Origin of the sequence: Mesobacillus subterraneus, from assembly GCF_020524355.2 — a bacterium.
In the GTDB taxonomy this organism is placed as follows: domain Bacteria; phylum Bacillota; class Bacilli; order Bacillales; family Cytobacillaceae; genus Mesobacillus; species Mesobacillus subterraneus_C.
Genome location: NZ_CP129019.1, coordinates 811,649 through 832,810 on the forward strand (window position 1 = coordinate 811,649; position 21,162 = coordinate 832,810).

Annotated in this window: 19 protein-coding genes, 1 pseudogene and 1 riboswitch; of the genes and pseudogenes, 18 read left to right on the forward strand and 2 right to left on the reverse strand. The window is 42.6% G+C overall.

The window, feature by feature from the left end; genetic code table 11:
* Position 1 precedes the first annotated feature (1 nt).
* From LC048_RS04020 to trxA, 8 genes are all read left to right on the forward strand, one after another.
* Positions 2–406, forward strand: a complete 405-nt coding sequence (locus LC048_RS04020) for a DUF350 domain-containing protein (protein ID WP_102263806.1) — start codon at positions 2–4, stop codon at positions 404–406.
* 294 nt (positions 407–700) lie between these two features.
* Positions 701–2,404 (forward strand): long-chain-fatty-acid--CoA ligase, encoded by a 1,704-nt coding sequence (locus tag LC048_RS04025; protein ID WP_306049495.1) that lies wholly within the window; start codon positions 701–703, stop codon positions 2,402–2,404.
* Positions 2,405–2,621: 217 nt separating this feature from the next.
* A complete protein-coding gene (locus LC048_RS04030) occupies positions 2,622–3,224 on the forward strand; it encodes a fatty acid metabolism transcriptional regulator FadR (protein WP_041967571.1) in 603 nt (200 codons plus the stop codon).
* Positions 3,225–3,354: 130 nt separating this feature from the next.
* Positions 3,355–3,981, forward strand: a complete 627-nt coding sequence (locus tag LC048_RS04035; protein WP_306049497.1) for an enoyl-CoA hydratase — start codon at positions 3,355–3,357, stop codon at positions 3,979–3,981.
* Positions 3,872–4,129 carry an enoyl-CoA hydratase-related protein gene (locus LC048_RS04040; RefSeq protein WP_306049499.1) on the forward strand — a complete coding sequence of 86 codons (258 nt, stop codon included), beginning with the start codon at positions 3,872–3,874 and terminating at the stop codon, positions 4,127–4,129. Before LC048_RS04035 ends, LC048_RS04040 begins: the two co-directional genes overlap by 110 nt.
* Positions 4,130–4,217: 88 nt before the next feature.
* Positions 4,218–4,991 (forward strand): electron transfer flavoprotein subunit beta/FixA family protein, encoded by a 774-nt coding sequence (locus LC048_RS04045; protein ID WP_226603745.1) that lies wholly within the window; start codon positions 4,218–4,220, stop codon positions 4,989–4,991.
* A gap of 39 nt (positions 4,992–5,030) precedes the next feature.
* A complete protein-coding gene (locus LC048_RS04050) occupies positions 5,031–6,008 on the forward strand; it encodes an electron transfer flavoprotein subunit alpha/FixB family protein (protein WP_306049501.1) in 978 nt (325 codons plus the stop codon).
* 176 nt (positions 6,009–6,184) lie between these two features.
* Complete coding sequence (trxA, locus tag LC048_RS04055) at positions 6,185–6,499, forward strand: thioredoxin (protein ID WP_041967575.1); 315 nt, start codon at positions 6,185–6,187, stop codon at positions 6,497–6,499.
* Between the two features lie 83 nt (positions 6,500–6,582).
* Here the strand turns inward: trxA and LC048_RS04060 are convergent, their stop codons facing one another.
* Entirely contained in the window at positions 6,583–6,828 is a 246-nt protein-coding gene (locus LC048_RS04060) for a hypothetical protein (RefSeq protein WP_226603761.1), read from the reverse strand.
* Between the two features lie 355 nt (positions 6,829–7,183).
* Between LC048_RS04060 and LC048_RS04065 the strand changes: the two genes are divergently transcribed.
* The 10 genes and pseudogenes from LC048_RS04065 (at position 7,184) to LC048_RS04110 (ending at position 19,361) form a co-directional block, all read left to right on the forward strand.
* On the forward strand, positions 7,184–8,407 hold the full coding sequence (locus LC048_RS04065) for a hypothetical protein (protein ID WP_226603763.1): 1,224 nt from the start codon (positions 7,184–7,186) through the stop codon (positions 8,405–8,407).
* A gap of 91 nt (positions 8,408–8,498) precedes the next feature.
* Positions 8,499–9,450, forward strand: a pseudogene (locus LC048_RS04070) (NAD-dependent epimerase/dehydratase family protein).
* Positions 9,434–10,354, forward strand: coding sequence for a lysylphosphatidylglycerol synthase transmembrane domain-containing protein (locus LC048_RS04075; RefSeq protein WP_226603768.1), 921 nt, complete (start codon positions 9,434–9,436; stop codon positions 10,352–10,354). Before LC048_RS04070 ends, LC048_RS04075 begins: the two are co-directional and overlap by 17 nt.
* Positions 10,351–11,817: an alkaline phosphatase family protein gene (locus tag LC048_RS04080; RefSeq protein WP_306049502.1), complete on the forward strand. Its 1,467-nt coding sequence runs from the start codon at positions 10,351–10,353 to the stop codon at positions 11,815–11,817. Before LC048_RS04075 ends, LC048_RS04080 begins: the two co-directional genes overlap by 4 nt.
* A 1-nt stretch (position 11,818) precedes the next feature.
* Positions 11,819–12,592: a glycosyltransferase family 2 protein gene (locus LC048_RS04085; RefSeq protein ID WP_371931995.1), complete on the forward strand. Its 774-nt coding sequence runs from the start codon at positions 11,819–11,821 to the stop codon at positions 12,590–12,592.
* A 51-nt stretch (positions 12,593–12,643) separates the two neighbouring features.
* Positions 12,644–13,393 (forward strand): hypothetical protein, encoded by a 750-nt coding sequence (locus LC048_RS04090; protein ID WP_226603775.1) that lies wholly within the window; start codon positions 12,644–12,646, stop codon positions 13,391–13,393.
* Positions 13,394–13,431: 38 nt separating this feature from the next.
* Positions 13,432–14,361, forward strand: a complete 930-nt coding sequence (locus LC048_RS04095) for an FTR1 family iron permease (RefSeq protein WP_226603777.1) — start codon at positions 13,432–13,434, stop codon at positions 14,359–14,361.
* A gap of 99 nt (positions 14,362–14,460) precedes the next feature.
* Positions 14,461–15,924, forward strand: a complete 1,464-nt coding sequence (locus LC048_RS04100; RefSeq protein ID WP_226603785.1) for a hypothetical protein — start codon at positions 14,461–14,463, stop codon at positions 15,922–15,924.
* A gap of 15 nt (positions 15,925–15,939) precedes the next feature.
* Positions 15,940–17,712 carry an excinuclease ABC subunit UvrC gene (uvrC, locus tag LC048_RS04105; protein WP_226603792.1) on the forward strand — a complete coding sequence of 591 codons (1,773 nt, stop codon included), beginning with the start codon at positions 15,940–15,942 and terminating at the stop codon, positions 17,710–17,712.
* A 69-nt stretch (positions 17,713–17,781) separates the two neighbouring features.
* Positions 17,782–17,959, forward strand: a riboswitch (Lysine riboswitch).
* Positions 17,960–18,128: 169 nt separating this feature from the next.
* On the forward strand, positions 18,129–19,361 hold the full coding sequence (locus tag LC048_RS04110; RefSeq protein WP_306049505.1) for an aspartate kinase: 1,233 nt from the start codon (positions 18,129–18,131) through the stop codon (positions 19,359–19,361).
* Between the two features lie 1,025 nt (positions 19,362–20,386).
* Here the strand turns inward: LC048_RS04110 and LC048_RS04115 are convergent.
* Entirely contained in the window at positions 20,387–20,845 is a 459-nt protein-coding gene (locus tag LC048_RS04115; RefSeq protein ID WP_306049507.1) for a YslB family protein, read from the reverse strand.
* Positions 20,846–21,162: the final 317 nt, after the last annotated feature.

Sequence of the window (21,162 nt, forward strand, 5' to 3'; positions counted from 1 at the left end):
TATGGATCATTTTTGGGAAAATGAATATATAGTTACAGCTGGTTATTATAGTGTATCGATTCTTTGCATCGTCGTATTCCTGGCTGTTTTTGAACTGGTGACAAAATACCGAAACTGGGAAGAAATCAAAAAAGGGAATATTTCCGTTGCGATGGCTACCGGCGGGAAAATCTTCGGTGTAGCCAATATATTCCGTTATTCCATCAATCAGCATGACTCACTGCTCACGATGATCAGCTGGGGAGTTTTCGGCTTCGTCTTGCTTTTGATTGGATACTTTATTTTTGAATTCCTGACACCAAAGTTCAACATTGATAAAGAAATAGAAAACGACAACCGTGCAGTAGGACTGATATCCATGGTCATTTCAATCGGTCTGTCTTATATCATCGGAGCAGGAATTTAACAGGGGGATCTAAAAGAGTGGAAAAACTGACCAAAATATTGCTGATTCTATGTGGAATTTTTCTGCTAGTCGGCATTGTTTATATGATGTTTTTTGTATAAAAGCAAAGAAAACCGCCTCTATTGGCGGTTTTTTCATGCATTTTAAGGGTGATAGGTTAAAGCAGGCTCAGGATATGAAATAGGAGTTTGTCCCTATAAACCACGAAAAAACTATTCTAATTGTCATAAAAAGGCCATTATATTATAATGAGAGATAGAATTTTCAAAAAATTTTAAATAAGGAGGCAACAAGATGGAAGTAGCAAAGCCATGGCTGTCGCAGTACCCTCCAGAAATTCCGTCCCACTTGGATCTTCAGCAAGCAACGGTGCAGGATTATTTGAAGCAGACTGCTGAGAAATACCCAGATAAGGTGGCAATCCACTTTATGGGAAAAGAACTAACGTATAAGCAAGTTTACAACTATGCGAAAAAACTGGCTGCCTATTTGCAAGACCTGGGAATTGAAAAAGGGGATAGGGTCGCGATCATGCTCCCGAACACTCCTCAGTCGATCATCAGTTACTATGCAATCCTGATGGCAGGAGGGATAGTCGTCCAAACGAACCCTCTCTATATGGAACGTGAACTTGAATACCAGATGAAGGACTCTGGAGCGAAAGCAATCATTACGCTCGACATTTTATTCCCAAGGGTCTCCAAGGTCATCGCAAACACGGATTTAGAGAATGTGATTGTAACCGCTATCAAGGATTATCTTCCTTTCCCTAAAAACCTTGTCTATCCATTCATCCAGAAAAAACAGTATGGCATTATCGTAAATGTCAAGCATGAAGGGCAGAATCATCTTTTTACTGAAATTATGAAACAGCCTGCAGGCAAAATTAAAGAATACGATTATGATTTTGAAGAAGACTTGGCTTTATTACAATATACGGGCGGAACAACAGGGTTTCCAAAAGGGGTTATGCTGACTCATAAAAACCTGGTTGCAAATGCGGCGATGAGCAATGCATGGCTTTACAAATGCAAAGAGGGTGAAGAAACAGTTCTTGGAATCCTGCCGTTTTTCCATGTTTATGGCATGACAGCTGTATTGATCCTATCCGTAATGCAAGGTTCGAAAATGGTTCTATTGCCAAAATTCGATCCTGAAACAACATTAAAGACCATCCAGAAACAGAAGCCTACACTGTTTCCAGGAGCACCAACAATTTATATCGGTTTGCTGAACCACCCTGACCTGAAAAAATATGACCTGTCTTCCATCGATTCCTGTATAAGCGGCTCAGCTCCTCTGCCTGCCGAGGTCCAGGAGAAGTTTGAAGAGATAACAGGAGGAAAGCTTGTTGAAGGGTACGGCCTTACTGAATCGTCGCCAGTCACCCATGCAAATTTCCTTTGGGATAAAATACGTGTGAAGGGCAGTATTGGAGTACCATGGCCGGATACAGATTCAATCATCCTGTCAATGGAAACGGGCGAACCGCTGCCACCGGGTGAAATAGGAGAAATAGCAGTCAAAGGTCCGCAAGTGATGAAGGGGTATTGGAACAAGCCCGAAGAGACCGAGCAAACACTTAAAGATGGATGGCTGCTTACTGGAGACCTTGGGTATATGGACGAGGAAGGATATTTTTATATTGTCGACCGGAAGAAAGATATGATCATTGCCGGAGGCTTCAATATTTATCCGCGGGAAATTGAAGAAGTCCTATATGAACATCCATCGATCCAGGAGGTTGTAGCAGCTGGAATTCCAGACCCTTATCGGGGTGAAACGGTAAAAGTATATGTTGTTCTTAAAGAAGGTGCACAAGCGACAGAAGAAGATCTGAATGAATATTGCCGCAAACATCTTGCTGCATACAAGGTTCCAAGATTATATGAATTCAGGAAAGAACTTCCTAAAACTGCGGTAGGTAAAATTCTCAGAAGAGCATTAGTTGATGAAGAAAAAGCAAAGAATCAGGAAGACCAGCAGAAGCACGCTTAATTTAGAAGCCGGCTCCCAATATCGGCTCTTTCTTTTTGAGTAAGAAGGGTTGTCCAAATGAAACACAATTCCTTGACAGAAATGTGAGTGAATACTATTATAAAAATATGAATGACGATTCATTCAGTGAATAAGGATTGCAGACGAAAATCGTAAACGGGAGTGTGCCACTGTAGCATTTATTGCTTGTGCTTTTCCTGGAGCGGGAGTGAAAGAAATGAAGAAAAACAAGCCGAAATATATGCAAATAATTGACGCAGCAGTGGTCATTATCGCAGAAAACGGCTACCACCAGGCGCAAGTGTCTAAAATAGCAAAGCAGGCTGGAGTGGCTGATGGGACCATTTATTTGTATTTCAAGAATAAGGAAGACATACTGATTTCTCTGTTCCAGGAGAAAATGGGTTACTTCGTGGGAAGTATTGAAGAGAAAATTGCAGGAAAACAAACAGCAACAGAGAAATTATATATGTTGGTTGAAACGCATTTTAAAATTCTTTCTGATGACCGGCATCTTGCAATTGTAACCCAGCTGGAGCTAAGGCAGTCAAATAAGGATCTCCGGCATAAAATCAACGAGGTGCTTAAGGGCTACTTAATGCTGATCGACAAAATCATTTTGGAAGGCATAGAGAATGGAGAGTTTTCAAGCTCCCTGGATTTGCGTCTTGCAAGGCAGATGATTTTTGGTACAGTAGATGAAACTGCGACTTCATGGGTCATGAATGAACAGAAATACAATCTTACTGACCTGGCAAAAGCGGTACACCAGCTGCTGATCAACGGCTGCGGATACCATGGTGCCAAACCGGTCCTTTAATCTGGCCTCACCAGTATTCCGGCAGAATGATCTGCGAGGATACAGGAAGAGGCACTTAACAGGCGTATTTCGTCAAAAGGTGTTATATTTTAAATGCGAAATATGCCTTCATGTAAAAGGAGGGGAAAATGTGGAGTATCTCAAATGGTCTAAGGAGGACAGGGTTGCAACAATTACCATTGCCCGTCCACCGGCTAATGCCCTTGCATCCGGGCTGCTGAAAGAAATTTCAGGGGTTTTGGATGAAATCGAAGGGAATGAAGAAGTCAGGGTTGTCTTAATCCATGGTGAAGGAAAGTTCTTCTCAGCAGGAGCAGATATCAAGGAATTCACAACGATCAAAACGGGCGAAGATTTTGCCAAGCTTGCTGAGTACGGTCAGGATTTGTTCGAACGCATGGAGCATTTTCCAAAGCCTATTATCGCTGCTATCCATGGCGCGGCATTGGGCGGAGGGCTTGAGCTTGCAATGGCCTGCCACTTCCGTCTTGTAGCTGAAAACGCGAAATTGGGATTGCCAGAGCTGCAGCTAGGACTAGTTCCAGGGTTTGCAGGCAGCCAGCGTCTTCCGCGATACGTGGGTGTTGCAAGAGCGGCAGAGATGCTGTTTACAAGTGACCCAATCACAGGTGAGGAAGCAGTCCAATATGGGTTGGCCAATCACGCTTATCCTGAAGAGCAGCTGCTTGAAAACGCATACAAGATTGCCGGGAAAATTGCAAAAAAAGAGTCCAGTCTCCATTGGTGCGGCTATTAAACTCTTGAACTATTCCAAGCACGAATCTTTCTACAATGGAGTTAAGGAAGAAGCCAAGCTTTTTGGCGACGTCTTCCTGTCAGAAGACGGCCAGGAGGGAATCAAGGCATTCCTGGAAAAAAGGTCGCCGGATTTTAAAGGCAGATAAGCAAACCTTTTAGCATCAAATTTTTTTATCATAAATTTTTCTAATCTTTAGAACAGCTAAAATGTTTGAATACTTAGGAGGGGAACAAATGAATATCTACGTTCTAATGAAAAGGACATTCGATACAGAAGAAAAAATCACGATTGCAAACGGCAAGATCAATGAAGATGGCGCTGAATTCATCATCAATCCTTACGATGAATATGCAATTGAGGAAGCAATCCAGGTAAGAGACGCTCAGGGCGGCGAAGTTACTGTCGTTTCTGTAGGCAATGAAGAAACTGAAAAGCAGCTGCGCACGGCTTTAGCTATGGGAGCAGACAAAGCTGTATTGATCAATATCGAGGATGACTTTGAAGACGGCGACCAGTTCACAACTGCAAAAATCCTTGCTGAATACCTTAAGGATAAGGAAGCTGATCTCATCCTTGGCGGAAATGTCGCAATCGATGGCGGATCAGGCCAGGTAGGCCCTCGTGTGGCTGAACAGTTGGGAATGCCTTATGTAACAACAATTACTAAACTAGAAATCAATGGAACGACTGCTACTATTACTAGGGACGTAGAAGGGGATTCAGAAGTCATTGAGACAAGCCTTCCTGTCCTTGTAACTGCACAGCAAGGCCTGAATGAGCCTCGCTATCCATCTCTTCCGGGAATCATGAAAGCAAAGAAAAAGCCTCTTGATGAGCTTGAGCTTGATGATCTTGATCTGGATGAGGACGATGTAGAAGCTAAGACAAAGACAATTGAAATTTATCTTCCTCCGCAAAAAGAGGCAGGAAAAGTCCTTCAAGGTGAACTTGCCGATCAGGTTAAGGAACTTGTCAACCTGCTTCACACTGAAGCAAAAGTCGTTTAAGACATACAGGAAGAATAAATAAGCAGGAGGTAAAAACAAATGGCGAGAAAAGTATTAGTATTGGGAGAAGCACGTGACGGACAACTAAGAAACGTTTCTTTCGAAGCGATTGCAGCTGCAAAAACAGTTGCTGAGGGCGGAGAAGTAGTTGGAGTATTGATTGGTGAGTCTGTAAATTCATTAGGAAACGACCTATATCAGTATGGTGCCGATAAAGTTGTGGCAGTAGAAGAAGCCAAGCTTGCACAATATACACCAGATGGCTTTTCACAAGCATTAATGGCTGTAATCGAACAGGAAAATCCAGAAGGTATCATTTTTGACCATACTTCACTTGGAAAGGACCTTGCTCCTAAAATCGCAAGCAAATTGAGTTCAGGTTTGATTTCAGATGCAGTAGCAGTTGAAGAAGCAGGCGGAAATCTTGTTTTCACTCGTCCAATCTATTCTGGTAAAGCCTTCGAAAAGAAGATTGTTACCGATGGACTAGTGTTTGCGACGATTCGTCCGAACAATATCGCTCCACTTGAAAAGGATGCAGGGAAATCTGGAGAAGTATCAACTGTTTCAGCTGATATTAAAGATTTAAGAACGATCATTAAGGATGTTGTCCGTAAAGCAACTGAAGGTGTAGACCTTTCCGAAGCCAAAGTTGTTGTAGCAGGCGGGCGCGGTGTAAAGAGCGAAGACGGCTTTGAGCCGCTCAAGGAACTTGCCGACGTTCTTGGCGGAGCAGTAGGAGCTTCACGTGGTGCATGTGACGCTGACTACTGTGACTATTCATTGCAAATCGGCCAGACAGGTAAAGTCGTAACTCCAGACCTGTATATCGCTGCCGGTATCTCAGGAGCAATCCAGCACCTTGCAGGCATGTCCAACTCCAAGGTAATCGTAGCGATTAACAAAGATCCAGAAGCGAATATCTTTAAAGTCGCAGACTACGGTATCGTTGGCGATTTATTCGAAGTTATTCCAATGCTTACTGAAGAATTCAAGAAGCTTAAGGTCAATGCTTAATAATTAAGCTCAAGAAACGGACGTCACTCACGTCCGTTTTCTTTGTCTGTTAACACAATTTACTGGAATATTCACATGTGATAAGGGTAAATTACAACAAGAGCAGATAAATAGCGTCAACTGGTAAACGATGATATACTGACGTTAGTATTCAGATTTTTTTAGGAGGCATTTAAATGGCTATTACACATGCTACTGACGCAACTTTTGCTAACGAAACAGGATCAGGCCTAGTGCTTGTTGATTTTTGGGCACCTTGGTGCGGACCTTGTAAGATGATCGCTCCTGTTCTTGAAGAACTAGATTCAGAAATGGGCGACAAAGTGAAAATCGTAAAGCTTGATGTTGACGACAATCAGCAAACTGCTGCACAATACGGCATCATGAGCATCCCAACGCTACTTGTCCTTAAAGATGGTCAACCAGTTGACAAGGTAGTAGGTTTCCAACCAAAAGAAGCACTTGCAGGCCGCTTGGAGCAACATATCTAATATTGAATGTAAGAATCCCGCCTTCTTTGAAAGGCGGGATTTTTTGTGTTAAGGAAAATATAAAATTATTTAAGTGTGTATAACTACATGTAGTTTTTTAATCCAGCTCCAACGCCTAGCCCCTCGAGGCTCGAGTCGCTTGTCTGGCTGCGGCTCCTAACTCCTCGAGACGCTTGTCTAGTGTCGCCTCCTAGAAACTCCAAAACTTCAACTCCGCTGGCAGAAGCAAAAAGCGCTTCTTTGTCGGAGTCTCCAGTTTCTGCGTTTCTGGACAGTCGGCTATACATTCCGATTTCGGTCCTGCCAATGAAGTCAAAGAACGACTTCACTGTCAGGCCCTCCAGCGCTTGCCGGTGCTGAACGAGGCGCTTGCGCTTTTTGTTCGTGTAATTGAAAAGAGAACTGAAATAAAAACATATTACAATACAATTTTTGATAGCTATTCCAAACCTGTTTCGGATAATTAAGAGTGTTCTAATCACCCCTAAAAGCCTTCCAATCACAGACTATTAAAGTTTTTGAATGGGTTCAGTCAATAAGAGGAAAAATAACTTTTCACAAGTTTGTCAAAGTTTTATTGTAAAGTTCGTTGACAGTGATAATCATTCTCGACTATAATAACAACTGTCAATGAAAATCATTATCAATTAAAAAAGAATCATATTACATAGGGGGATTACAAACATGAACAAGAAGAAGCAACTGAAAGTAATTTTTGCAAGTTTTTTGATGGCAAGCACAGTTTTAGCAGCATGCGGAGGAGATGATTCTGCAGAGAAGCCAGAGGAGAACAAGCAGGCAGAAACAGATGGAAAGACTGAAGAAAATAAGGAAAATACTGAAGAAACGAAAGAAGTCAATGTAGAAGATACTGATGCAGCAAAACAAGCTGCTGCTTATTCCGATATGATGTCTGAACTTGTAAAAGCAAAAGAAGGCCAGGAAGTTAATTGGGATACTGCCCAACAAAAATATGAAGCTGGTCTTCAAAAGGATATTGCCGAACTTAATCCTGAATTCGACCAGGCGATCCAGGCTGCACTAACTGCTGGAAAAAGCGGAGAAATGGAACCGATTATCGCTGTACAATTAATCGATAAGACAACTCAATCTTATTTCTATCAAAATCAAAAGGCACTTCAAAAGGAAGCAGTTGCTGCTTTGACTGATGATAAAAAGGAAGATGCTAATCTTGCATTCGCACAAATCAAGCACCTGGCAGAAAAGGTTTTCATTCCAACAGCTGAAAAGCGTGATAAGTACTACGAGTTAAGCGGAGATTCAAGTCTTGTTGAGAATATCAACTCAGGTTTATCAGCACAGGAAGAAGCACTGAACTCAGGAAACGCTGAAGACTTCCAGGTTTACCTTCAGGTAACTGATAAGTCCATCTACAGAAGCTACTATTTAGCTGCAAAATCCTATGCTGAGAAAATTGAAGCAGGAGTAAAGGAAGGAAAAGATGCCAAGGAACTATCCATTATGCAAGCTGAGGCATGGGGCTTCTATCAAGCGATTAAAGGATCACTTGGCGGTGGAGATGAAGCAGCAGCAGCGCAGTTAGATAAGCTTTTCACACTTAATACAACTGATCCGGCTACAATTAAAGCAGCTGAAACAAATGCATTATTCGCAAAAACAATTGCTGGTAAAATCAAAGGTTACTACGAGAAGTCACCGAACCTGCTTGCAGAAGGTAATGAAGTAGAAGCAAAAGTAGGTGCAATGGAAGGGAATATGTTCTTGAAAATGCTTCAAGGACAGATGACTGAAAAATTAGGTGAAGAAAAAACACAAGCTGTCTTTGCAGATGCAGAGGCATGGTATAATGCCATTGCGGAAAATAAGCCTGAAGATGCAAAAGCAAAAGGTGAAGCAGTTATAAATGCAGTAAATGGTTTGCTTTAATAATGGAGAGCCGCAGCGATGCGGCTCTGTTTTTACTTTTAGAAGTAAATACTATGGTAAAATTGGCTTGTGCTAAGGAAGAGGTGTAATCGTGAAAATATTGATCACTGGGGGAGCGGGTTTTATCGGAAGCCATTTTGCACTCAAAATGCTCAAGGAGCAGCATGAGGTGGCGATCATCGATAATTTGCATCCCTATTATTCTGTTGAGAGAAAAAGGCAGCATCTTGGAGTAATTAAAGAAGCAGGAGATTATCTATTCTACTCAACAGATCTTCTCAACCGCGATGATACCATCAACATTATCAAAAAAATCTCTCCTGATGCGATTGTGCACCTCGCTGCATTGCCCGGTGTTGCATATTCAATCCTACGTCCCCTCGAATACATAGATTATGATGTAAAGGCAACCGTTAACGTACTCGAAGGAGCGGGGCAGGCAGGTGTGAAGCAAGTCATTTTTGCTTCTTCATCATCAGTGTATGGAATGATGGAAAATACACCATTTAAAGAGGAAATGGCTGATGGCAAGCCTATTTCTCCTTACGCTGCTTCAAAATATGCAGCTGAATCTTTTTTGTCATGTTTATGGCCATCTTTATGGCATGCATGTCAAAATCCTCCGGTTCTTTACCGTATATGGGCCGTGGGGAAGACCTGATATGGCGATTGCCAATTTTATAAAAAAATTAAAGAACAGGGAAGAGGTTACAATTTTCGGCCAGGGTGGCACCAGGGATTATACATATGTGAGCGACATTGTGAATGGCATTGGCCTTGCATTGCAAAATTTGCAGCAGAGCGCAATTATAAATATCGGGTCTGGCAGGCCGGTATCGATGGATCAGCTATTGGGCGAGCTCAAGCTCTACTATCCTGATATGAGGATTAGACGGGAAGTCGATCGTGCCGGAGACGTGGATAGGACATGGGCAGATATATCACTGGCACGTGAATTGCTTGGCTATGAACCCGAGGTGGATTTTAAAACCGGAATCTCAAAAACGGTGGCATGGGCTGAGCAGTATGAAGACTACCTTTAAAAAACTAATCGCAATTCTGCTGATTACATTATTTTTGATTATGACGTTTTTATATCTTGATGCAGGCAGGCTCCTCGCCGAAATAAAAGCCATCGCAACTAGTCCTGGAGTGCTATTGTTTATTTTTAGCAGTTATTCCCTCGCTTTTTTGGCAAGAGGATTTGCCTGGAAGCTCTATTTGGGCAACAGAGTACGACTTACAACCTGCATGTACGGACTGTTTTATAGCTTGCTGCTGAATCATCTCCTGCCCGTCAAAGCGGGGGATTTTGCGCGGATAGGTGTGATGAAAGCAAGGGAGCCTGGTATTACCGGGCATGAAGCATTTAATTCAGTAATTGTACTTAGGATAATGGATACGGCAATCCTCTTTGCTATGGCAGCGGCTGGACTCGCTTTTCTTGAGCTGCCTTTGAATGGCTCGGTGCTTGAATGGCTCGGTGTAATTGGATTTGTAATCATTATCATTGTTTACTTTAAATTCCGCTCTTTTTTTGACAGACAGCTTTCTATAATGAAAACTGCTTTCTCCGGTTGGCGGGGAATTTGGATTATTGGGTTGACACTCTTTAGCTGGATGCTTGAAGCTGCAGTGATCTATGGGGTTGTATGGAGTGGGGGGAACATGATCAGCTTTGTACAGGCTATCTGGGTAAACAGTATCACTGTTGCGGGGCAGATTTTTCAGATTACACCTGGTGGAATTGCCAGTTATGAGGCCACAATGGTTTTCGCATTGGGAGCTAACGGGATAGCCGCAGAAAACGCATATACAGCTGCGGTGATTACGCATGGACTTAAATATTTATTTTCATTCATCGTTGGAGGGATTGCCTTGGCTGCTCATCCTGTGTCGACGAATTTATTAAAAAAATGGACTAGAGAAAGGGGCAACGAATCATGAAAAGTGCTTCAAAGTTTGAAAAGTTCGCGACCCGAAGCTGGAATTTACTTAATGAAGGGAAGCCTTTCACGCCAATTTTTACAGTTGGCACCATGGTATTATTTCATCTCGGAGAAATAGGCAATACAGCAGGGATCACAGAGTTTTTACTCGCGCTCTTGACTGTACTACCGTTATTCATTCTTTATTTTGTTTATGATTTTCCACTATTTTTGAGAAACTATTTGTGGATACCATTTGTCGTTTTTATTATTGTTTGGCCTGAACTTAATATTAATCTGCTGCTTTTCGCTGCTGGATTGTACTTCTTCTTTACAGTTTTTTTCTGGGGAACGTTTTATTATCACCTTAGGATCGGTACTTCCTGGCTGAACTTCACGAGATTTTGGAAGCTGGTTTTGAAAAATAGTGACTCCACCAGCGGAAATGCCCAGGAGCAGCTTCCAAAAGTATTCCTGCTGCTCTCTGTTTGGGAACTTTCATTCACTTCATTAGCAGGTGCTGCAAGTGTTCCACTGCTTGAAATTGTCTTGTTTTATGGCTTTGTACTCGTTTTTGCGTTCATTCTTCACAGATATTTATTTGACTGGAAGCCCAAGGCGTATGAGAGCTATACGAAGGAGGATGGGCTGGAAGTACCAAAGAATGGCCTGTCAGATAAGGTCATTGTCATCGTCATCGATGGAATGCGCAAAGAACGCTTTTACGAAGCCAATACACCGTTTCTCGATCAGTTAAAAGAAAATGGTACGGAATACATGAATATGGAAACATTGTATCCTGCAAGAACCGTGGTTTGTTTTAGTTCAATGTTCACAGGAACCTATCCATTTGAGCATGGCATTAAATCAAATATGGTCTATAAGCTCGGGGTCAATACAGAAACCATTTTCGACTCGCTTCGCAAGGTGGGTAAAAGAGGGAGACTTCTTGGCATTGCGCACCTCGTTGATGCGATGGGCAGCGATGTCGAGACAGTTACTGCTGTCATGCATAAGGATAAGGCAGACACAAACATGCTTGCTAGAGCCCGGAAAATCATGGACGAACAGGATCCGGATTTATTCATTGTCCAGATGATCGGTACAGATCAAGTTGGTCATAGCCGAGGCGTCCTTTATGATGACTATATTGAAAAAATTGAAGAAGCTGACGCTCTGATTAAAGACTTTGTCCAATGGCTTGAAGCAGAAGGGAAAATGGAGAACACGACACTTGTAGTCTGTGCAGACCACGGACAGGCTGATGGAATCGGCGGGCACGGACACCTGGATGAAGGAGAACGGTTTGTTCCATTTTTTATGCATGGTCCGCATATTGTCAGGGGGAAGAAAGTCCAGGAAAAACATAGTCTGGTATCCCTGGCTCCCACAATTTCCTATCTTATGGGTGCACCATATCCATCAAGCAGCAGAGGAAAAGTTTTAATGGATGCAATAAAAGCAGAGAAGGATGAGAGTTGAATTGAGTAAAGTTATCGTATTTTTGCCGGCTTTCAACGAAGAAGAATCAATTGGTGAAGTCATCGGAAAAATCCCACGCAGTTTTGCCGGTGCTGATCTTGTGGAAGTATTAGTGATTGATGATGGCTCAACTGACGGAACTGTCTCAGAGGCAAAAAAAGCAGGTGCTGACCATATCATAAGCTTTGAAAGTAACCGCGGCCTCGGAGCCGCGGTAAGAAAAGGAATTGAGGAATGTTTTCGCATGGGAGCCGATGTCGGTGTAATGATTGATGCTGATGGTGAATATCCCGCATGGCAAATTCCAGACATTGTTAAGCCGATACTGAATGGCGAAACCGATTATACAATGGGTTCCCGCTTTATGGGCACAATAAAAGGAATGAAATTTCATCGCAGGATGGGGAACTATTTTTTCACATTCCTGCAAACATTGTTGTTGAGAAAGTGGCTGTTTGACGGCCAATCCGGGATGAGGGCTTTTTCACGAAAAGTGCTTGAGCATGCTGAGATCATCCATGATTACAACTATGCGCAGGTCTTGACGCTCAATCTCGTCAGAAAAGGATTCAGGGTGCTAGAAGTACCAATTAAATACAGGGTCAGGACAACTGGAACATCGTTCATTTCATTCAAGAAATATATGACGAATGTTGTACCGGCTGTGATCCGCGAAATGGCGAGACCGGTCTCCAGGGTTGGTGGCGAAAGTCAATCCCAATCTAAAAACAGTAGAAATAGTGACAAAAAAGTGACGGTTATCAAATATGATTGACATTCATAATGATAATCATTATCATTATCATTGTAGGAGGGAAACAGCAAAATGAAAAAAGCTATATTTTTTTGTTTTTCATTGATATTGATTCTCATTAACAGCATTCCAATGACTGCCAATGCTTATTCATATGGTGATCCAAATGAAGAAAAAGTGGCGGAAGTCCATAAGGAAATGGTTTTGAAACTGGATGAGGACCCTCCAAACTTCTCGGCGGCAACATCCCTGTTTGAAACGGTTAAAGAAGAAATCGATATGCATATGGGAACAGAGCCAGGGGAAGTTATCATGAAAAGTTTGGCAGAAGAAGATAAAGAAGCAACAATTGAGAATATGGAAAAACTCCTCGTCTTGAATGTTGCAAGAAGGCTTGAAAGTATTGAAAAGAGTTTTGATCAATTTGATACATCAAAGAAGCTGCTGGCAAAAGGTTATGCTACATATCAGGCGCTTTCCTCAAAGGTAGAGGCAAGTAATCCTGAAGCCGATAAAGAAATAAAAGCTGACTTTGATGCTGCACTGGAAGCACTAGGGAACCCCGGACTATTTGGAGTCGGGAAGAAACCTTCTGACATAAAGATTTTTAAAGAGAAGAAAGAAGAAATCCTGAAAGCATTGCAAGATGAATTCGATCTTCCTAACCTGGAAGTAGGCCATTTTACAGATACAGAGGAACAAGAGGGCACCGGGAAAAAGGACTGGACGGATCGTTCGAATATCCGCAACTGGATCCCTTTGATCCTGATTGTCGCGGTCATTGGTGCACTTGTCTTTATTGGTATTAAGAGAAGAAAATAATAAATTTTGATGACACCTTGGAGAGGGGAGAATCAGCAATGGAAGTTCAAGCATTATTGATTACTTTTCGTGAAGTATTGGAAGCGTTATTAATCATTGGAATCATCACAACCTACCTAAAGAGAACAGGTAATCCGAAGTATACGAAGTATGTATGGCTAGGGGCAGCGCTTGCGATCCTTGCAAGCATTGGGGTAGCGATCCTGTTCCAGGTAGTATTCACAGGGTTCGCGGCAATGGGCAGTGAGATTTACCTGAAAATAGGGATCATGATTGTGTCGACGGTGCTCTTAACCCAGATGGTATTCTGGATGGCAAGCCACAGTAAAGATCTTAAAGGCAATATGGAAGGCAAAATGAACAAGTTCATTTCGACTGGAAATATTGTCGGTATGGTCATCCATTCATTCCTTGTCGTTTTGCGTGAAGGAATTGAAACGGTCTTTTTCTTTGCGGCAATCACAGGTGGTAACATCGGTGCTGCCATGCAGGGATGGGGAGCAATCACTGGTACGCTGATTGCCGTTGCGGTATCGTACATGTTCTTCAAAGGTACGATGAAGGTTAAGCTTAAGACGTTCTTCCAAATTACTGGAGCATTCATCATCCTGATCTCTGCTGGATTGCTTGTTCAGGCAATTTCAATGATGCAGGATGTCAATATAATCGGCAGCGTCATGTACCATGTGTACGACATAACATGGCTAATGCCTGAACACCCGATCGATTATGCGCATTATCTGCGTGACACCGGCGTCGCGCCGCTTATCTCAGGCGATGTGGGCATCTTCCTGAAGGCGCTGTTTGGATACTCATCAATGCCTTCAATCGAAGAGGTCATTGCCTATATCGGATACTTTTCAGCCATTTATCTGCTGACTACATCACGCAGTCCTAAGAAAGTGAAGGCTGTTGAAAATAAAGCTGCAGAGAATAAGCAAGTAGTCTTGAACCCACAAGTTAAGTAATCAATTTTATTTGAGGCTTTATGATCCTCTCTCCGAAAAAGTACAGGGAAATTCCTTGTGCTTTTTTCATACGTAAAAGGAAGTTAGTTGGTGTGCAAAATGATGAATTCTAAAAAAATCAACAAATTAATCATTCCTGGACTGAGTTCGCTGGCGATTCTTTACATTTTCACAATTCAGTTGAGCTCGCTTAATCCATTCGTATCCTCCTGGGACCAAGTTGACTTTACTCTGGCAATGGACAGGTATGACCTGCGAGCGATGCAGCCCCATTTTCCCGGCTATCCATATTTTATTTTTGGCGGCATGCTGGTCAATTTTTTGGCAGATACCCCAAATCAGGCATTGGTTTTATTTAATGTGCTGATTTATGCCAGTTCGATTCTTCCAGTGTTTCTCCTGGCGAGAAAATATGTTCCCGGCGTGGATGCCTTCCTGATCGCGTCTGCCATTTATACTGCCAGTTATCCGTTGATCATTGTGAACCAGCCGATGTCAGAGGGTGCTGCTCTTGCTGCTTTTTGGTGGTACTTCTGGAGTATCATAGCTGCAGAGTCCAGACCTGCCGGCAAATGGATGCTGCTTCCCCTGTTATTATTCAGTGTCCTACTGGGAATCAGGCTAAGCTATATGGCTATGGGAATTGGACTCGTTTATCTTTTATATAGAAAATGGGCCAAACGGGAGATTGCCTTGGGTGGTGTTATCAAATATGTGGTCATCGCCATTTTGTTCCAGTTCATCTGGGTTGGAGGTCTGATCATTTCTGAAGGGGGTCTCGGTAATTTCCTTGAACTTGCCTTTGGATTTACCGGCGGACATTTCCAGGAATGGGGAGGCACTTCAGTTTCCAATGAACTGTCCATTTGGGCAAGGCTGAAGGCATTCTTATTTACCAACATCTTGTGGTGGGGAATCTTTTCACGAACAACTGTTTTGATGGTATTATATATAGTTATCAGCATATTGATTTTTTTGCAGGCATCTAGAAGCAAAGTTTATAAAGACAGCAGCGTTTTACTCGGTACCTTGCTGCTGCTCGCTTATGGGGTATGGGCGCTTTTTGCGCAGAATATTGATAAGCCGCGGCATATACTGCCGCTGGCGCTATTGATTGTATTTCTTGGTTTGACAGTCTTTTTCACAAAAAGGACAGGAGCGTATGCCGGCTTTTTAATAGTAGTCGTTATCATTGCCCAGGTCATTATTTCTTCTGGGTATGTGCAAAAACAGGCTGCAATCGAGCCAGCTCTCTATCAGCTTGCAAACTATATGGAAAAGCAACCAGAGGAATTCGTTCTTTACACATGGGAAGAAACGAGGGTGCTTCAGTATCTGGACGTGCCTTATCCGCATAAACGAATCTATACCTATAAGATTTTCCTGCATGATAAGGGATTATATAAAGGTAAGACAATTTTTTTAACAAACAGTGTTGTTGAAGGCTTCCGCTCCCAAGGCTTTAATCCTGAAGGGAAACTGGAGAAGGTTAGGACATTTTCGTCAGATGAAATTTTCGATCCAGTATATCACGAAATTATTTTATATAAATGGATACCGTAACAGGAGGTGAACGGCATGAATGAGCAGATCAGGAATAAGCTTGCTCTTCTCCCTGGACAGCCAGGATGTTATTTGATGAAGGACAGGCAGGGAACCATCATTTACGTTGGGAAAGCGAAGGTATTGAAGAATAGGGTACGCTCTTATTTTACAGGGTCGCATGACGGAAAAACACTTCGTCTTGTTAATGAAATTGAAGATTTTGAGTATATCGTCACTTCCTCCGATATGGAAGCATTGCTTCTTGAAATCAACCTGATCAAGAAATATGATCCAAAATATAATATCATGCTTAAGGATGATAAATCATATCCGTTCATCAAGCTTACTGCGGAACGGCATCCGAAGCTGATCATTACGAGAAAAGTAAAGAAGGACAGCGGCAAATATTTTGGTCCGTATCCAAATGTACAGGCGGCGAATGAGACGAAAAAGCTGCTGGACAGGATTTATCCGCTCCGTAAGTGTTCTACTTTACCTGACCGTGTCTGCCTTTATTATCATATGGGGCAGTGTCTTGCTCCTTGTGTCAAGGATGTAAGCAAAGATGAGTATAAGCAGATTACAGATGAGATTACTCGTTTCCTCAACGGGGGATATAAAGAAATCAAGGAAGATTTGACGGTAAAAATGGCTGCAGCTGCTGAAGAACTTGATTTCGAACGTGCCAAGGAATTTCGCGACAAGATCGCTCATATTGAGGCGACGATGGAAAAGCAGAAGATGACGACGACTGATTTTACCGACCGTGATGTGTTTGGCTATGCAGTCGACAAAGGCTGGATGTGTGTACAGGTCTTTTTTATCCGTCAGGGAAAGTTGATCGAACGCGAGGTTTCGATGTTCCCGATCCACAATGAACCTGAAGAAGATATCCTCACATATCTGGGCCAATTTTACTCAAAAAATGAGCATTTCAAGCCAAAGGAAGTATTGGTACCAGAGGGCGTAGACCTGGAACTTGCGGAGGGGCTGCTTGAAGTGAAAGTCCTGAAACCGCAGAGAGGAAAGAAGAAAGAACTTGTCCACCTGGCGTCCAAGAATGCGAGTATCGCCCTCAAAGAAAAATTTTCGTTAATTGAGCGTGATGAGGAGCGAACCATTAACGCTGTTGAAAACCTTGGCAAGCAAATGGGTATCTACACCCCTCATCGCATTGAGTCTTTCGATAACTCCAATATCCAGGGGACCGATCCGGTTTCAGCGATGATTGTTTTCATCGACGGCAAGCCTGAAAAAAGGGAATACCGCAAATATAAAATTAAATCGGTCAAGGGACCGGATGACTATGAATCGATGAGGGAAGTCGTCAGGCGCAGATATACACGGGTCTTGAAGGAAGGATTGCCGCTGCCGGATTTGATTATCATAGATGGCGGAAAGGGACATATCGAGTCTGCACGTGATGTGCTTGAAAATGAGCTCGGACTCGATATTCCGCTTGCCGGTCTGGCTAAGGATGATAAGCACAGGACTTCTCAGCTGCTGTATGGTAACCCGCTGCAGGTAATCGAACTGGCGCGGAACAGTCAGGAGTTTTACTTGCTGCAAAGAATCCAGGATGAAGTCCACCGGTTCGCGATTACTTTCCATCGCCAGTTAAGAGGCAAAAGTGCGTTTCAATCCTTGCTTGATGATATTCCGGGAATTGGCGAAAAGCGCAAGAAGGCTCTGCTGAAGCATTTCGGTTCGGTGAAAAAAATGAGGGAAGCATCTGTGGAAGAGCTGAATGCTGCCGGAGTTCCAGCTAATGTTGCGGAGGAATTATATCAGAAATTACAGAATTAATGTAGCATTCTATTTTTAGGTGTGCTATAATTATGAAAATTTCATATAACTATCACTTTAGAGCATTAAAGTGTAGATAGAGGTGCGAACTTCAAGAGTAAAAGTCATGAGAATTGTAGGATTCATTGATGGACTTTGAAAGGGGATGTTCGCCGAAGTGGGGAAATACCTATCGATTTTCTCGCTGGTCCTTCGTTGAATAAACGCTGGATTGTCAAGATTGCCATCTTGGAGTGCTATCTCATGTTGCAGCGTATATCTACGTTAATTAAGCATTGGGAGCCACTTCCATTGCTTTTTCTGTTTTTAAGGGCATTTTAACAGATATGTGAAAGTCCTTGGGGAAAATACATATGCGGCGTGTCCATGAAACTCTATTAGAGGCAAAATAAAGAATGAAGAGGCAGGGGAAACGTATGGGATTGATTGTACAGAAATTCGGAGGAACATCGGTAGGCAGCGTTGAAAGGATCAGGAACGCTGCCAGCAGGACAGCAGAAGAACTGCAGAATGGCAACAATGTCGTCGTGGTCGTATCAGCAATGGGCAAAACGACGGACCATCTTGTTGACATGGCGAATGATATTTCCAGCTCGCCATCAAAGAGAGAGATGGATATGCTTTTGACAACGGGAGAGCAAATTACGATCGCGCTTTATTCCATGGCGTTGAAGCAAAATGGCATTGATGCTGTTTCCTATACCGGCTGGCAAGCAGGAATCAAGACGGAAGCCGTACACGGAAACGCCCGGATTGTCGATATCGACTCAGACAGAATTGCCCATGATTTAGAGAGTGGCAAGGTGGTTATTGTAGCGGGATTCCAGGGTGTGACCGATGAAGGGGAAATCACTACGCTTGGACGCGGCGGATCAGATACAACGGCCGTAGCCCTTGCGGCGGCTTTGAAGGCGGATAAATGCGATATCTATACCGATGTGACTGGCGTGTTCACGACAGACCCTAGATATGTGAAAAGCGCGAGAAAATTGCTGACTGTTTCCTATGATGAAATGCTCGAGTTGGCAAACCTCGGGGCAGGTGTGCTCCATCCGCGTGCAGTGGAATTCGCTAAGAACTATGGGCTACCACTTGAAGTAAGGTCCAGCATGGAAAAAGAAAGAGGTACGATCATCGAGGAGGAGAATGAATTGGAACAGAATTTAATCGTACGCGGTGTAGCGTTTGAAGATCAGATTACGAGAGTATCAGTCCTTGGAGTAAGTACTTCATTAAAAGGACTGTCAACTATATTTACCACACTTGCACATAACCACATAAATGTCGACATCATTGTCCAGAGCCGTACAGAAGCAGGGTTAGCCAATATCTCGTTCTCCATTAAAAGTAACGATCTCCCGGAAGTACTAGACGTATTGGAACGCAATAAAGAAACATTAAACTATCAAGCGGTCGAATCCGAGACCGTCCTGGCAAAGGTGTCGATTGTAGGTTCAGGAATGGTTTCAAACCCGGGTGTAGCTGCCAAAATGTTCGAAGTCCTTGAAGGAAATGGCATCCAGGTAAAGATGGTCAGCACATCTGAAATCAAAGTCTCGACCGTAGTTGATGAAAAACAAATGGTGAACGCAGTAGAATCATTGCATGAAGCATTTGAGCTATATTCAGGAGCGGTTAAGACAAATTAAGAGAGTGGAAATGAGTAAGGCTTTTTTATCCATTGAATCATCATGTCCGGAAAAAGTGATATTGCAATGTGTACGGCCACCTAAAAATGAAAATGTGCCCGAAATCCGAGAGTACAGAGAATCTCGGTAACATAAATGAGGAACATGTGCCCGAAATCGGAGAATGCAGAGAATTTCGGTAACATAAATGAGGAACATGTGCCCGAAATCCGAGAGTGCGGAGAATCTCGGTAACATAAATGAGGAACATGTGCCCGAAATCCCAGAATGCAGAGAATTTCGGTAACATAAATGAGGAACATGTGCCTGAAATCCGAGAGTGCGGAGAATCTCGGTAACATAAATGAGGAACATGTGCCCGAAATCCGAGAGTGGGGAGAATTTCGGTAACATAAATGAGGAACATGTGCCCGAAATCGGAGAATGCAGAGAATTTCGGTAACATAAATGAGGAACATGTGCCCGAAATCGAAGAGTGCAGAGAATTTCGGTAACATAAATGAGGAACATGTGCCCGAAATCGAAGAGTGCAGAGAATTTCGGTAACATAAATGAGGAACATGTGCCCGAAATCGGAGAATGCAGAGAATTTCGGTAACATAAATGAGGAACATGTGCCCGAAATCCGAGAGTGCGGAGAATCTCGGTAACATAAATGAGGAACATGTGCCCGAAATCCCAGAATGCAGAGAATCTCGGTAACATAAATGAGGAACATGTGCCTGAAATCGGAGAGTGCGGAGAATCTCGGTAACATAAATGAGGAACATGTGCCCGAAATCCGAGAGTGGGGAGAATCGCGGTAACATAAATGAGGAACATGTGCCCGAAATCGCAGAATGAAGAGAATCTCGGTAACATAAATGAGGAACATGTGCCCGAAATCGGAGAGTGCAGAGAATTTCGGGCACATAAATGGGGTTTTAAGCATAGTAAAGGGCACAGAAAGGTTTCACTGTGCCCTGTGAACTCAGATTGAATGGATGCGATACGATACGTAGTTACTTACAACCAGTAGTGATTAATTACTTCTCATCAATCAAATCATTCTTATCCCATTTGACCGTGAACAGAATTTTTGATGATTTTTTATTTGGATGTTCGAAGGTTTCGGCTGTCACGTTTTTCTGCTGTTCCATTTGTTGGGCGATGAAGCCTGCTTCTAGCTGGAATGTGCAATTTGGATTGTTTTTCAGTCGAGAGGAAATTAGCTCGCTGCCCAGTTCAAGCACCATTTCTCTTCGGGATTCTTCTTTGATGGTAAGTATTCCCCAGCCGGCATCCTCGAAAAAGCGGATGGTCTCTTCTAGGGTTGCTAATGGAAACTTTCGGGCAATTCGTTTTCCGTCCCAATACATAATTTCTGGCGCATCTTTGCTGAGCAATTCCGGCAGAAGGAATTCCCTGATCAATTCGTATCCAAACGCCGGGACAGCCAGTCGCTCGCTCTCGGTTTTTTGCTCAGAAGTAGTTATTTCGCTCATGTTCTCCCCTCTTTCTATCACTCTATTATAAACAATATGCCACGAAAACATTAAATTTAAAAGTTGTTAAATTTTGCTTGGTATAAGAATTTCTATAAAATTTTTCCATGTTTATACAATACCCGAAACTTTAGTATCTAAAAATTATTGTTCCGGAAAATTAAATCAGCTGTGTGAGATAGCCAATAGTATTATTTTAATATACTCTTTCATACGTTGAAATAATTAGAAAGTGGGATTTTTTCAATATCAATATATTTTAAAAATTTTATTTATATAAGCATTTTTATGTATACGTTTTCTTGACGCTCAAATAT

Coding starts and splice junctions, on each gene's coding strand:
- LC048_RS04020 (WP_102263806.1), top strand. CDS start 2: ATGGATCATTTTTGGGAAAATGAATATATAGTTACAGCTGGTTATTAT.
- LC048_RS04025 (WP_306049495.1), top strand. CDS start 701: ATGGAAGTAGCAAAGCCATGGCTGTCGCAGTACCCTCCAGAAATTCCG.
- LC048_RS04030 (WP_041967571.1), top strand. CDS start 2,622: ATGAAGAAAAACAAGCCGAAATATATGCAAATAATTGACGCAGCAGTG.
- LC048_RS04040 (WP_306049499.1), top strand. CDS start 3,872: ATGGGTTGGCCAATCACGCTTATCCTGAAGAGCAGCTGCTTGAAAACG.
- LC048_RS04045 (WP_226603745.1), top strand. CDS start 4,218: ATGAATATCTACGTTCTAATGAAAAGGACATTCGATACAGAAGAAAAA.
- LC048_RS04050 (WP_306049501.1), top strand. CDS start 5,031: ATGGCGAGAAAAGTATTAGTATTGGGAGAAGCACGTGACGGACAACTA.
- trxA (WP_041967575.1), top strand. CDS start 6,185: ATGGCTATTACACATGCTACTGACGCAACTTTTGCTAACGAAACAGGA.
- LC048_RS04065 (WP_226603763.1), top strand. CDS start 7,184: ATGAACAAGAAGAAGCAACTGAAAGTAATTTTTGCAAGTTTTTTGATG.
- LC048_RS04075 (WP_226603768.1), top strand. CDS start 9,434: ATGAAGACTACCTTTAAAAAACTAATCGCAATTCTGCTGATTACATTA.
- LC048_RS04080 (WP_306049502.1), top strand. CDS start 10,351: ATGAAAAGTGCTTCAAAGTTTGAAAAGTTCGCGACCCGAAGCTGGAAT.
- LC048_RS04090 (WP_226603775.1), top strand. CDS start 12,644: ATGAAAAAAGCTATATTTTTTTGTTTTTCATTGATATTGATTCTCATT.
- LC048_RS04095 (WP_226603777.1), top strand. CDS start 13,432: ATGGAAGTTCAAGCATTATTGATTACTTTTCGTGAAGTATTGGAAGCG.
- LC048_RS04100 (WP_226603785.1), top strand. CDS start 14,461: ATGATGAATTCTAAAAAAATCAACAAATTAATCATTCCTGGACTGAGT.
- uvrC (WP_226603792.1), top strand. CDS start 15,940: ATGAATGAGCAGATCAGGAATAAGCTTGCTCTTCTCCCTGGACAGCCA.
- LC048_RS04110 (WP_306049505.1), top strand. CDS start 18,129: ATGGGATTGATTGTACAGAAATTCGGAGGAACATCGGTAGGCAGCGTT.
- LC048_RS04115 (WP_306049507.1), bottom strand. CDS start 20,845: ATGAGCGAAATAACTACTTCTGAGCAAAAAACCGAGAGCGAGCGACTG.